Origin of the sequence: Pseudomonas sp. ICMP 8385, assembly GCF_002699915.1 — a bacterium.
Taxonomy (GTDB): domain Bacteria; phylum Pseudomonadota; class Gammaproteobacteria; order Pseudomonadales; family Pseudomonadaceae; genus Aquipseudomonas; species Aquipseudomonas gessardii.
The window spans coordinates 1-13,094 of sequence record NZ_LKBY01000116.1 but is presented as its reverse complement, the minus strand read 5'-3'; the positions used below and the strand labels follow the sequence as shown (position 1 = coordinate 13,094).

At 56.2% G+C, this 13,094-nt stretch carries 16 protein-coding genes; 4 read left to right on the top strand and 12 right to left on the bottom strand.

Annotation, left to right across the window (positions count from 1 at the left end):
- The first annotated feature begins 174 nt into the window (after positions 1–174).
- The 4 genes from AO268_RS22230 (at position 175) to AO268_RS22215 (ending at position 1,816) form a co-directional block, all read left to right on the top strand.
- Complete coding sequence (locus tag AO268_RS22230; RefSeq protein ID WP_099169870.1) at positions 175–504, top strand: hypothetical protein; 330 nt, start codon at positions 175–177, stop codon at positions 502–504.
- 34 nt (positions 505–538) lie between these two features.
- Positions 539–910, top strand: a complete 372-nt coding sequence (locus AO268_RS22225) for a PH domain-containing protein (RefSeq protein WP_076964518.1) — start codon at positions 539–541, stop codon at positions 908–910.
- A gap of 171 nt (positions 911–1,081) precedes the next feature.
- Entirely contained in the window at positions 1,082–1,561 is a 480-nt protein-coding gene (locus AO268_RS22220) for a hypothetical protein (protein ID WP_076964519.1), read from the top strand.
- Between the two features lie 12 nt (positions 1,562–1,573).
- A complete protein-coding gene (locus AO268_RS22215; RefSeq protein WP_076964520.1) occupies positions 1,574–1,816 on the top strand; it encodes a hypothetical protein in 243 nt (80 codons plus the stop codon).
- Between the two features lie 78 nt (positions 1,817–1,894).
- On the opposite strand, the gene AO268_RS22210 is transcribed toward AO268_RS22215, so the two are convergent.
- The 12 genes from AO268_RS22210 to ribA form a co-directional block, all read right to left on the bottom strand.
- Positions 1,895–2,140, bottom strand: a complete 246-nt coding sequence (locus tag AO268_RS22210) for a DUF6429 family protein (protein ID WP_076964521.1) — start codon at positions 2,138–2,140, stop codon at positions 1,895–1,897.
- 40 nt (positions 2,141–2,180) lie between these two features.
- Positions 2,181–2,408, bottom strand: a complete 228-nt coding sequence (locus AO268_RS33285; RefSeq protein WP_076964522.1) for a hypothetical protein — start codon at positions 2,406–2,408, stop codon at positions 2,181–2,183.
- Complete coding sequence (locus AO268_RS22200; RefSeq protein WP_090412788.1) at positions 2,405–2,644, bottom strand: T6SS effector amidase Tae4 family protein; 240 nt, start codon at positions 2,642–2,644, stop codon at positions 2,405–2,407. The genes AO268_RS33285 and AO268_RS22200 overlap by 4 nt, the downstream gene beginning before the upstream one ends.
- A gap of 190 nt (positions 2,645–2,834) precedes the next feature.
- The gene (gene ribD, locus AO268_RS22195) at positions 2,835–3,938 is read right to left on the bottom strand and encodes a bifunctional diaminohydroxyphosphoribosylaminopyrimidine deaminase/5-amino-6-(5-phosphoribosylamino)uracil reductase RibD (RefSeq protein WP_169902062.1); all 1,104 of its coding nucleotides are present in this window, start codon (positions 3,936–3,938) and stop codon (positions 2,835–2,837) included.
- A gap of 7 nt (positions 3,939–3,945) precedes the next feature.
- On the bottom strand, positions 3,946–5,838 hold the full coding sequence (locus AO268_RS22190; RefSeq protein WP_099169868.1) for an aminotransferase class I/II-fold pyridoxal phosphate-dependent enzyme: 1,893 nt from the start codon (positions 5,836–5,838) through the stop codon (positions 3,946–3,948).
- 96 nt (positions 5,839–5,934) lie between these two features.
- Positions 5,935–6,591: a LicD family protein gene (locus tag AO268_RS22185; RefSeq protein WP_099169867.1), complete on the bottom strand. Its 657-nt coding sequence runs from the start codon at positions 6,589–6,591 to the stop codon at positions 5,935–5,937.
- On the bottom strand, positions 6,588–7,535 hold the full coding sequence (locus tag AO268_RS22180) for a class I SAM-dependent methyltransferase (RefSeq protein ID WP_099169866.1): 948 nt from the start codon (positions 7,533–7,535) through the stop codon (positions 6,588–6,590). Before AO268_RS22180 ends, AO268_RS22185 begins: the two co-directional genes overlap by 4 nt.
- Positions 7,536–7,556: 21 nt before the next feature.
- The gene (locus AO268_RS22175) at positions 7,557–8,105 is read right to left on the bottom strand and encodes an NAD(P)H-dependent oxidoreductase (protein WP_099169865.1); all 549 of its coding nucleotides are present in this window, start codon (positions 8,103–8,105) and stop codon (positions 7,557–7,559) included.
- A gap of 21 nt (positions 8,106–8,126) precedes the next feature.
- Positions 8,127–9,491, bottom strand: a complete 1,365-nt coding sequence (locus tag AO268_RS22170) for an MATE family efflux transporter (protein ID WP_141562836.1) — start codon at positions 9,489–9,491, stop codon at positions 8,127–8,129.
- On the bottom strand, positions 9,488–10,372 hold the full coding sequence (locus AO268_RS22165) for a formylglycine-generating enzyme family protein (protein WP_169867333.1): 885 nt from the start codon (positions 10,370–10,372) through the stop codon (positions 9,488–9,490). Before AO268_RS22165 ends, AO268_RS22170 begins: the two co-directional genes overlap by 4 nt.
- A 149-nt stretch (positions 10,373–10,521) precedes the next feature.
- A complete protein-coding gene (locus AO268_RS22160) occupies positions 10,522–12,204 on the bottom strand; it encodes a WD40 repeat domain-containing protein (protein ID WP_099169862.1) in 1,683 nt (560 codons plus the stop codon).
- A complete protein-coding gene (ribA, locus tag AO268_RS22155; protein WP_076962761.1) occupies positions 12,201–12,821 on the bottom strand; it encodes a GTP cyclohydrolase II RibA in 621 nt (206 codons plus the stop codon). Before ribA ends, AO268_RS22160 begins: the two co-directional genes overlap by 4 nt.
- Between the last annotated feature and the right edge of the window lie 273 nt (positions 12,822–13,094).

Here is a 13,094-nt window from a genome sequence, read left to right as displayed (position 1 = left end):
ACCAAAGTCGCGCTATTGACAGCACATTAACCACGATAGCCGATTCAGCGAAAAGATCATCATTTTCGGCATCGGGCACCCTTTTAAAAAAGACCTTGAAACTCAAGGTCTTTTTTTTCGCCGGCAGAAAAGTGATCATCGCCCACCGCACCCGACAGTCGAGGAACCAGGACCATGGAATTGACACTCGAAGCCGTTGCTCTGTTCGCCCTCAAGCTGGTGCATGAGACCGAAGAAGGCAGCCCGATTCTGCGCGACGATCTGGTCATGGATGGGTATGAGCGGGAGGTATTTGGGTTGTTGGTGCGCGGTGGCGACCTGGCAACTGTCCAACGTAAGCTGGATGAATGCATGACGCAGGCCTTGGAGGCCTTGGGTGGCGCCAATACGGTGTTGGGCCGTGAACTGCAAAAGCTTGCGACACAAGCCCAGCAAGCCTCGACGCTGGAGGAACTGAAGATCCCGCTCGACGCACTCAAGGACTACCTCAAGGCCATCTTGTAACGCACCCTCCCCGACACACCACAAGGACCACCCAATGATCGACTTCAACAACAAAGGCTTCTTCAAGCTCAAGCAAAACAATGAATACGCCGAACGCGTTGCCTCCCTGCTGCTCGATGACGAACACGTGGTCGATGCCTACAAAGCCATGCGCGACGGGGTGGTATTCACCAACAAGCGCATCATCGCCGTGAACGTGCAAGGCATCACCGGCAGCAAGAAAGACTTCACCTCCCTGCCCTACAAAAACATCGTTGCGTACTCGGTGGAAACTTCCGGCACGTTCGACCTGGATTCGGAGCTGGAGATCTACTTTTCGTCGCTGGGCAAAGTGAAGTTCGAGTTCACGGGCAAGACCTCGATGGTGGAAATCTCCAGGCTGATTTCCAAGCACCTGCTGGGTTGATCGGCCGGTAAAAACCAAGGTCGTTTTACCGCAGGCGGTGCTGACTCAACGGGTGTACGCCATCAAATGTGGGAGCTGGCTTGCCTGCGATTTGCCAGGCAGGTGAAATGATTTGAATCCAGCGCGCGCCTTCTAGACAATCCCCACCTTTGGCTCGAAAGGATGCGTGCAATGAAGTTTGAAGGGACTTTCCAATACATGGGCAATCACGGGATCGTGTTCAACGTCTCGCAGATCACCCTCACCGACAGCGAACGCGGACGCCTGGGCGAGCTGCATTTTGGTGAAGCGAAAAGCGCCCACTATGAGGTCAACCGCAAGGTCGTCGAGGTGTACGACAAGATGCTGGCCAAGAACCTGCCGTGCCTGATGATGATCGGTATCTCCAAGCCGCTGACCCGGCAACAGGGCGATGTTCTCAATGCCCAACGCACCAAGATCGCTAACCTCGCGGCCTCGGCCTTCGCTGGCGCCACCTCTTATGTCGCCTCCCCTTACGTGGGTGCCCCTATCGGCGCCGGTGTGCGCATGTATGTGAATGAAACCCTGCCCACCTATCATGCAGGCGACGTACTGGTCAGCATCGAGGCGCAGGTGAATGGCGGCATCGGCCCGCAACGTAGCGCCTCGACCCTGATCATCAAGACCTGACGGGAGAAACACATGTCTGACATTACCCAACTGGTCATTGCCCTGGTGCTGTTCTTTCTGCTCGATCGGTTTCTTAAGTCGTACCCGCTTCGCAAATGGCTAGGGATGCTGCTGGTAACGATTGGGGCGGTCGGCTGCGTGGCTGCGAGCCACATCCGTTTATTTGGGTTTGACCTGGGGCTGCTGTCGATCTTTGCCGTTGCACTGGGGGTGGGGTTGTTCCTCAAGCGGCGGCGGTTCGAGCAGATGGGGTGAAGGTGGCAGAATTTCCCCGGGCCCCTTGAGCTGCCCGCCTACACCTGCCTCCCCACCCAGCGCGCCCGTCATATGAAGTCAGCTCTCCGGGTTGGATCCGCTCCCCCCAAACAACCGGCCGGCCAGCTGCCGACCTCGCTCCAGTCCCTCTTCCGTCAACCATACCGATTTGTTCCGGTTCACCGGGTCACTGATGAAGCCCTGTTCATGCAATCGGTTCATGATCTCGAAATCGAAACCTTTCCAGGTATTGCCTTTGTCTGAACTGAAGGCCGCCAACAGGGCGAGCACGGCGTCTTCAATCAGTTTTTCGTCGTAGTTCATGATTGCTCCTCCGTTAAGACTCAACAGGTATGGTGCCCCTCTACCCCCTAAGCAAACGCCGACGGTACCAAACAACTCCAGCTAACACTGAAACTACCACCACCACCCCATTCCCCACCAACCAAATCCCAAAATTCCGACTCTGATCCGCATCACTCTCGTAAAACGGCCCAAAGTAAGCCGAAGCCGCCACAACCACCCCGTTAAACACCGCAACTGCCACGGCGACCACCAAAACTACAAATACCACGCCCTTAACCACCCTCATAAAACCTTCCAAAACCAAATCTCCCTGGACTCGTGATAATCCGAGAATGTTCCCTCAATCGAAAAACCCAGTTGAATACGCGGGTAGCTCAGCCAATCCGTCAACCGCCGCCCATTCCACAGATCAATGTGGTCACCACTGCGATTGCCAAACGTCTCGTTGCCTCGACGCCAAAAGTCTTTGAAGAAAATGATGCCTCGCTGCCCGCCCAACGTATCCTCGAAGCCTTCGGGCACAACCTATCTCCGCATATTTTTTACGCAAAAGTAGCAAACGCCGTGCTATCAAAGATGGGGCTACATGAAAACAGGAAAGCTCCTACTCGTACGCAAATTTCAGGAGCAGACAAACGACGCTCCACCAGCAAGCAGTACTTCCCGCATCAAATCTGGACTACAGACCATGGCGGTAACGACCCAAGCCCTTTCACGCAGCCCCCACTGGCCGTGCAATCACACACAGATCATCCCCCAAAGGTTTGACGCTGGTGAACTCAAGCTTCACCGCGTCCCCCAGATGGTCGATCGGCCAGTCCAGCGCCGGCTTGGCCGTGGAGCCCAGAAACTTGGCCGCGATATGGAATATGTATTCATCCACCAGGTTCAAGCGCGCAAACGCCGCCACCAGCCGCGAACCGGCTTCGATCAGCACCTCATTTGCGCCACGGCTTGCCAAGGTCTTGAGCAATGCTTCAAGCGGCACCTGCCCGTCGACCGCATCAAACATCAGTAACTCCTGGCCCTCGCCCGGATCAGTCAGTGAGATCGAGGTGGTTGCCACCAACGCCGGGCCGGCGCTAAAAAAGGCGGCGTCATGGGGCACTCGCCTTTGGCTGTCGATCAGCACGCGCAGGGGTGGGCGTTCCATGGCCAGGCAGGCCTGGGACTCTTCCAGTTGCAACTCGGCCTTGCGCACCGTCAGTCGCGCCTGGTCCCGCAGGGCCGTGTCGGCGCCGGTGATAACGGCACTCGACTGCGCCCGTAGGCGCTGGGTTTCTGCCCGCGCCACCGGCCCTGTGATCCACTGGCTTTCACCGCTGTGCATGGCGGTTCGGCCATCCAGGCTGATGCCCATTTTCACCCGCACCAGCGGCAGGCCGGTGACCATGCGTTTGATAAACCCTCGATTGAGCTGCCGGGCCTGTTGCTCCAGCAGGCCGAATGCGACGCTGATGCCAGCAGCACGCAGGCGCCTGACACCCTGGCCTGCGACCTGCGGGTTAGGGTCGACCATGGCGATCACCACCTGTTTCACCCCGGCGTTGATCAGGGCATCGACACAGGGCGGCGTGGAGCCGAAGTGGCAGCAAGGCTCCAGCGTCACATAGGCCGTCGCCCCGGCAGCAGCGGCGCCCGCCTGGCGCAGCGCATGCACTTCAGCATGGGCGTGCCCGGCCCTGACATGCCAGCCCTCGCCGACAATGCGCCCCTGATTGACAATCACGCAGCCGACCCGAGGATTGGGGCTGGTGGAATACAGGCCCAGCTGCGCCAGTTCAATTGCCCTTTGCATACAGTCAATCGGGTTCATGGGTTCCTCACTCGCTGAGCGCTGCATCTTGGCTGAGGGGCAGGCGGGACAGGCCGACACAGGGGCCAAGGGACGGCGTGTAGTCGTCCAAAAGCAATACGTGTTTCAACGCGTCCACCAGCCTGTCGTTCTGCTCGCGATTCCTGGAGGAGATGCGCAGGTATCGGTCGGCGTCATCCATCACTTTGCCGCTGCATTCCTTGATGAAAATACTGAAGTCATCAACCAGTAATGCCGCCAGTTCCGGGGCCGATGGGTAGCCCGGCTTCAACCGGCACAACACAAAATTGCTGGCGGTAGCGAACACCTCGAGGGCCTCGATTTCACGCAGCTGCGCAACCAGCCCATCCGTCTCGCGCCGCACCTGGGCGCAACTGGCGGCATACTCTTTACGATATTGCGGCAGGTTGAGCATGAACTCCTCGGCAAAACCATTGATGTTCCAGATCGGCAGCTCCTTGCGTAGCGCGTTCAGCCAGTCCTGGTCCGCACTCGCCGCGTAACCCAGCCGTAGGCCGCCAATACCGAAGGTTTTGCTCATGCTTCGCAGCACAATGACTCTTGGCCAAGCCAGAAGGTCATGGAGCAACGATTGATCCCGTGCATCGCCGGCAAAATCGAGAAATGACTCGTCCACAATCAGATAAGGCGCCTGATCCTGGGTACGTCTGTAGAGTTCCAGGATCGTGTCCCTGGAAATCAGACAGCCTGTGGGATTATTCGGCGTCACCAGCACAATCGCCTCCGGCTGCTGCTGTTCGATAACGCGCAGCGTCTGCTCGATATTCAGCGCAAACTGATTGTGTGCAGCCAGCCTGATCGTCGTGACACGCTCCACGGGGAAGGCATTGGCGAACTCGTTGAACGACGGCTCGAACACCAGCACATTGCCGGAAAAAATCCTGGGCAACAGGCGAATGATTTCCGAGACGCCATTGGCAATCACCAGGTTGTCGGCAGGCACCCCGAGGAAGTCCGACAAAAGCGGCAGACTTGCACCTGACGAGGCCGGATAGTTGAGGGCAATATCAGCAAAGCGATCAACCATCAGCTTCTTCAGGCCCACAGGCGGAAAGTGCAAGTTATAGATCAGGGCGTGGTCGGTCACCGGAAAACGCCAATAGCCCCCATGCTGGCTGGAAAGCAGCGCATGCTTGTGCTCGGAAAACTGATAGGACGCGATACGCAGGTCATACAAGTTATCTATTTCAATCCAGGTGCCTGGATCTACTTCAATGGCCCTGAACCCCACGCCTTGCGCACATGCGGTTTTAAAGGTCACTTCGTAGTAATCATTCACTCGACCATTTTTTACATTTCGGGCAAGTTCGCCGATTAAATAGTTTTTGCAAAAGTCGGCCGACAAATAATAGAGATTGGCCGTCTTAAGTGGCCTGGCGGCGGTCAGATGATCATCACTTTTGCTGCTGCCAAACTGGCGGATCAACCCATGGGCATCCACTTCGGCAAAGGTGCCTTCCATCAGGGGCGTGAGCGGTGACACCACCGCCAGGCATTCGCCGGCGCTGCGTGCGTCCAATGCCGTGATCACCGAAGGCCGAAAGAAGATATCACCCTCCAGCAACGTGACCCCCTCTTCGCCTGCCAGTTCATGGGAGGCCAGAAACAACGAATACAGGTTATTGGTCGTGGCCCATTGCGTGTTTTCGATAAATCGCACCGTCACCGGTAGTTCCAGCGCTGCGACACTGGCTTGTATCTTTATGCCTTTATAACCGATCACTACAACAACTTCCTGATAACCCGCTTCAACAAGAATATTGAGTGCATTAGCCAGGATACTAAGACCATTGACTTCGGTCAGTGGCTTGGGAATAGAGTCAGAGGCCCGTCCAAGACGAGACCCCATGCCTGCGGCAAGGACAATAGCTTTTTTCATGATAGTTCACCTATTGCAGAGCAAAAGCGAAGTACTGAACTGTTGACATCCTGCAAGCAAACTACGGTCAGGACTATCAACAAAGATAGCCTGGATTCAGGCCCGGGTTTTTACCGCACACCGGAAGTCACTCAGGGTCACTTTCTCGGCATCCAGGTCCACTTCATACCGATGATCAAACCCTTTGGCCGCATGGCTATTCCATTCACTTCCATACGCCCGCTCCAAGTAACGCCTGGAGGCCAGCGCTTCAGGGGCTGGCAAGTCGAGGTGTCCAAACCGTGTAGCGCCTCGGGAGTGCCAATCTTCCACGCTCAGGTACTCACGGGGCCAATTTGCCAAGGCCAGGGGGCTGGTATAACGAAGTTGCCCATCCAGTTCGGACAATGGAAAGATATCCACCGAGGGATATAAGTAATCGCGATTATTCTCTTGCGGCATGGAGATACCCGCCGTCGAAAACACCTTGTACCCGCCCCACAGTTCCCAGGGTTGTTGACTGAGGCGATAACCCCGCTCTGCAAATTGCGGCGCCAGAGCAAAGAACTTTTCGGTGTCGGCCTCAAGAATATAGAGATCCGCGTCATCATCCCAAGGGATCAAGCCGGTATGCCGCACGGCCCCCAACAAAGTACCCGCCGCCAGGCAATATTCGAGCCCATTGGCGCTGAACACTTCGTCGATGACTTCAAGCCCCTCATAGATTTGATCGACAAACGCCTGGGGGGTCTTTCCAAGTTTCGCTTGACTCATATCCCTTTCCTTTTGGCAGACAATGCGCGGGTGAAGACCGTAGTGGCTTGCTCTGAAACTATTTCAAAACCCAATTCATCCAGGCATTGTGCAAGTTGTTCCCGGCCATAAACTCTCGCGCCGCAATTAACCAGCATGTCCAGCGACATCAATGCTCCCACTTTCGTCTGGGTATCGAACTCATTGATCACCAGCACGCCATCACGTGCCAGGCCATGGCACATATTCGCCAGAATCTGTTTCGCCTCGGGCTCGTCAAACCCCATCAACAGGCGCGAAGTGACAATACAGTCAGCCTCCACCTCCAACTTGCCGAGCACAATGTCATGGGCCAGGAAGTTCACATCGAAGTGTTTGTAGTCACTCAGGTTGCCCTTGGCGATTTCCAGGGTGTTCGCAAAATCCACCAGCGTGTATGTGAGATCTGTCGCGCTTGCCAGTAACTGCTCAATCAACAACCCCGGGCCGCTGCCCACATCCACGATATGCCGCGGTTCGTGGGCGAGCAGTACTTGGGCCAAGCGCACATTCATATCGCCGACCCCCTGTTGCATGGCCGCCGCAAAGTTGCTCTGGCGGTCATAGGCAAACGCCGTGTCCTGCCCTGGACGGAAGAAATCCTCTGCCACCGACCAGTTCGACCAATGATTGGCGTCCAGCAACAGCAAATTGGCGATCGACCCCTCGGTATCCCGACGCAGCGTGGCCCGAAGGTCCTGCGCGACGCGATAGCGCAGGCCTTGTTTGTTCAGGACATTGAGTTGCACCAGTGTTTCCACAAGGATCGTTGTAGAGACACGATGCAGTTCCAGCCGGCCAACCAGTTCATCCAGCGTCAGATCTTCCTGGCACAGTTCCTCGAACAGGCCAGCCTGTACCGCAAACATGACGGCACGTGCCGCCCTGAAGTTAAACACTAACTGGTGAAGTTCTTGTGGTTTCATCGTCGCCCCGCCCAATAAGGATTACATGCCGTAAGTGATCGCCGCCCCCACCCCCAACAGGTCGGCACGAACAGCCGACAGTTGGCGTGCGTATAACTCCAGCATGTGGACACAGGCACTGATACGCTTGCCCAGGCCGGCATAGGCACGGCTGCTCATATCCGGGCCAAAGTCCTCAACCTCGCGAATAATGAGGTGATCCGGCATGTAGCAGATCTTGGTGTTTTTATAAGTCGTCGCCCGTAGATCCAGTACCGGGTAACTCCCCCCCATGCCGCTGGAGATTGAAACAATCAAGGCCGGCTTGTGTGCCAATACCGGGTACTCGCTGGAAACAAAGAACTCCTTCAATACCGGTGGGGCCATACCCGAATGTTCCGGTACTACAACAATGAAAGCCTCGGCCCGGCTGGCAAGTTCATCACGCTGCGGGCCGGTGGGCTGTGCTGCCAGGTTCAGGACGGTCGGTGTCAATACCGAATAGTCCCGCAGATAGTTTTCCAGGATTCTACTGACCCTTAAACTTTGCGAATCCATTCTTGGGCTGCCCGCAATAATCAGCACTTCCATAGTTGCCCCCGTCGGTAAATATCAAATAGTTTCCAGTGGCCACTGTTGCGTGCGCCGGGCGCGCTGGGACACCCACACAGCCAGTACGCCTCCCAGCAGGTTCAAGGCCAGCAACATCAGCAGCGCCAGATTGAAATCGTTAAACAGATAGCCCAGCCAATAGCAGCCGGTGTGGAGCACCAGGACGTACAGCGCGTCAACCGCCATGGCGGTCCGGGCTCTTTCAATCGCTGGCAACCCATGGACAGCCAGGTACAGCATGCCCCGGCCGAATACCGTGATCGGGATGATCATCAAGTACGTCACCACAAAGGGCAGCGCGTCGTCATAGCCACCCAACATAAAGCGCGCCACCGGCTGGGCAAAGACAATGAACGGCAGGGCCACGACGGTTTGCCACATCAACACCAGGACATAGCCGGACTTGAAAATCATCCCCACCTGGTCATGACGCTGTTGAACAAATGCCTTGCTCAACAACACGGTGGTAACCGCAGACACCCCCCAGACGGGAATCATGATCAGCGGCTGCAACTTGGAAATAACCCCCATGGTTGCCACTTCTGCATCCCCCAGTTTCGAGATCAGATAAGTGGCCACGATTCCAGAGATCGGCCAGAAGGTCGCCGTGGAACTGGTCACCCAGGCCAGTCGGGAAATGTTCCCCGCCGCCTTGAGCATCTGGCCCACCCGCAGCTTGCCGGGGCCGCTGACCCGGGTATGCCTGACGCCAAAGTAGATGCACACCAGCGCCCCACCGGCCTGTGCCAGCCAGGCGGCATACACCGAACCCACCAGGCCGAAGCCGGCAAAACCGCCCACGCCAAACATCAGCAGGGGATCGAGCACGATGTTCATCAGGCATACCACCGCGACCACCACGGCCTGGGTCTTGAATAACGACAGCCCCCGCAAATACGCCGTGGAAATGGCAAACGTGAGGGTAATGATGAAGCCGTACAGCCATGTCCTTAAATAACCTTCACTTTGCTCATAAACCGGTGGTGCCGCCCCCATCGCACCCAGTACGGCCTCAAGGTTCAGGCCGACGCCCACCAGCACCACGCCATAGACCGCGGCGCCCATCAGCAGGCCTGGCAGCAACACATCGATGACCGTGTTGCCCCCGCCCCTTTCCTGCCCTTTGGACACATGCACACTGATCGCCAGGGCAATGCCCATGGCGATCGTGTTCATCAGCCACATAAAAGGGCTGGCCAGACTCGCTGCCGTCAGTGGTTCATGACCGAGGTGGGCAATGAACACCATGTCGATTGCATTCGCGACCATCAGGGCACTGAACGACAACATGGTGTGCATGGCCTGGCTGTTGATCTCTTTGCTCAACCGCCACCAGTCCTGGGGCATGGACGCTGGCTGTCTCACTCGGCAACCACCCGGAAGCCCACGGCATACAGCGAGGCATAGGGGGTAATGCTCAGCCCGTGCCGCCTGGACACCCGGCAAAGATCGGCAAAACGCCCAAAGCAACCGCCCCGGGTGATTCGATAGGTCGGCCGGTTCTCAGAGATCAAATCGTCCATGACAAAAGGACCATTGGGGTACGCGTCATAATCATTCGACGTGTATTCCTCGACGTTACCCCCCATGTCCATCAGGCCGAACGGCGATGCACCCTGTGGGAAAACGCCGACCGGCGTGGTGGCCAACAACCCAAGCTCGGCGGTATTGGCGTTTTCGGTCCGGGCCTCATTGCCCCACGGGTATTCAAACCTCCCGGCACCGGCGGCGTATTCCCATTGCGCCTCGTCAGGCAGGCGCACGGTCCGGCCGGTCCTGGCCGACAGCCAGGTGCAGAACGCATCCGCCGCGCTCGCGCTGACCGAATACACCGGATGGTTGGCGTAGTGCAGAGGAAATGCCCGCAAAGGCCAGGACGTAGGCACTTCGGCATGGGGGCAATCCTGTAAAAACGCCAGGTATTCCAGGTTGGTCACCGGATACTTTGAAATATTGAAGCCCGCCAGGGACACCGTATGCCGGGGTACTTCCTTGAGAATCCAGTCGCGAATAACCCCCACATCGGCATATTCACGCACCACGGCATCGATTTGCGATTCGTCGATACCAATACGGGCCTCGCCTGCGGGAATCGCCACCAAATGGTTCAGCGCACCACCGACGATCCTCGGGTCGCCCTTGATCGCTAGCTCCATGCCCAATTGCAAGCGCCGGGACAAGTCTGTCGCTGCCTCAAAGCTGCGCAGTAACGCCGCCGCCTCTGGCGTTTCGCAAAAACGGCTCATCCGCGCCAACGTTTCGAGCAATCCGGTTTGAGGTTGATAAGCCGCAGGTTGCTCACAGGGATCGAGTGGCGAGGTCACCGTACACTTTTCTGCGACAACTACTTTTTCTCGTGCATTCATGGTTGTAAGTCCACGCTGAAAGTTGAAGGTCAGCCAAGCTCGACGGCATAAATACGACCGTCATAGGACGACGCCAGGAAGCGCTGTTTGGCGTCATCCCAGGTCAGGGAAGAAATACCCGCCGCACTGACTTTGCGCACATTGCCCAGCCATTGCCCGGCCGTGCAGTCATAAATATCGACGGTGCCGCCATAACTGCCGGTGGCGATAAAGTTGCCGTCGCTGTTGGACGCAATGCACTTGATAGAGTGGGTATGCCGGCTGGGAATCGTCGCCCTCGGCTCCCCCCATAACTTCAGGGTCAGGTCCCGGGACACCGTGGCAACCCCGTGCGCATAAGAGCAGAGGTCATTCAAGATGCCTTCATGGGCATGGGTGATCTTGTTGACCACCTCGTAAGTGCGGATATCCGTGACCCCGATCTCACCATCGGCACACCCGGTGTACAGGCAGTTGCCATGCAGCGAAATACCCTTGATCGCGTTTTCATGAATCTTGTGGCAAGACACAAACTCCAGGTGTCGGTCATTGATCTTGAAGATGATGATATCGCCGGAATAACTGCCCACAGCCAGGCGTTGTTCACCGTCGAGCTCAAAGTTCACCCCACAGTTGAGGGGCGCGTGGTGGGCATAGGCAACTCGGTTTTTCAGGACATCGAACACTTGTCCGGTCTGCCCGCCGCACACCAGGACCGGTCCGCTTTTCAGCACAAAGTTGCACAGCGATTGCGGCCCGCCCATGTCTTTGCCATCGGCCTTCAACAGACCGGCATCGCCAATACTGTAGACAACCCCGTCTGCCGCATACACTGAGTTCAAGCTGGCCGAGGGCACAAAACCCTCGAGGTCCCAATGGTTGCGGGCGATATCCCAAATGGCGAACGTCGAGCCAAACGTTGCGAAATAGATTTTGTCGCGGCTCTGAAACTCCGCCGAGCGCGCCCAGATTTCCTTCGGATACTCCGAACGCTTCCACTCCACCAAGGTGTGGCCTTCGATCGACCACAACACCGCGACCCCGTCATACCCCAGGCTCAGCAGGCTATTGTCGAACTTTGACTTCACCAGCTTCTTGACGCTGGAACGGTGCCCCTTGTAGGTACTTAACACCGTATTGCCACTGATGACCTGGAGTTCGCCGTCGTTATTGCCAACGATAAAAACCCCGGCCGAGAGGGTCACCAGGGCATCCATATCGTGACCTTCGGTCTCCTTGATCGCCAGGCACTCCCCTGTGGCCGCATCCCAGGCACGAATGGTTCCATCGGTGCCGCAGGACAATAGCTGCTGGCTGTCGGCTGTCCAGTCGAAACTCTCTACCAGGCCGCTATGCCCCTGCATCTTGCAGATGAAGTTGCCGTTTTTATGGTGCACCGACAAACTGCTGTCGTAAGAGCAACTGGCTATTTTTTCACCATCCGGCGAGAACTTGGCCTGCATGACGTCATCGCTGTGGCTGGTCATGACACATTGCAACTTGAACTCAGGCACGCTCCATAGACGGGTCGACCCATCACTGCTGGCCGTCACCAACAGGCTGCCGTCCGGGGAAAAGTCGCAATAGTTGGCCAAGTGATCATGCCAGCCGCGCTGCAAGGGTTGGCGTGTTTGGGCATTCCACAAAATAATCTGGTTATCGTAGCCTGCCGTTGCAATGTACTGCTGCCCAAACAATGAGAGACCGCTGATAGGTGCCTGATGCTGAATCATTGAGAAACCTCCGCCTGTGCAGTGAACTGGTGATGGGTGACTTCTATTTTTGCTTTTATATATCCCGCATTATGTTTGCCAATATGCATGGACGTAGACTTGACCTCGGTAATTTCAATACCCAGGTTTCTCAACTGCAGTTCTTTTTCCGGGTTATTCGTCAACAGGATTATCTTCGGGCAGCCCAATGCCTTGAGCATCTGTGCCGCATCAAAGTAATCGCGCAAATCATCGGCGAAGCCGAGCATATTATTGGCTTCGTAGGTGTCCACACCTGAATGCTGCTGCAATGCATAGGCTTCGAGCTTTTTATATAAACCGATGCCTCGCCCTTCCTGGCGCAGGTAAATCAAATACCCACCCACTTCGTTAATCAGGCGCAGCGACTCGGAAAGTTGATCGCCACAGTCGCACTTCATGGAGTGAAAGATATCGCCGGTCAAACACTCGGAATGCAACCGAACCAACGGTAATTTATGACCGCCCGCCTTGAACCCACCCAACCGAATAGCAATATGTTCAACAGGATCTTTCAATTCATCGAATGAAATGAAAGTGGCAACCACTTCACTGTCCAACATGAGTGGTATATCGACTTCCTTAATAATCGTAGCCATTTTATTGTTTCCCTGGACGACAGTTATTCGGCAAGGCGATTCGCCCTGCAGCTTTTTATAGGAAGAGTACATACACGCAGACAAACCAAGCCGGGCACAGCACTTCTAATGACTTGAAGTTTCGTACTCTGGATACCGATACCGACAGATTGTTATGGCCGCCACGCTGCGGCCCCTTAAGGATGGTCTGAAGTAGCCATGTATTTCCCCGGCATACCACCTAGCGCAACTTTTAAACTCGCCAAATGATCAAAAAACAATCAATTCGACGAG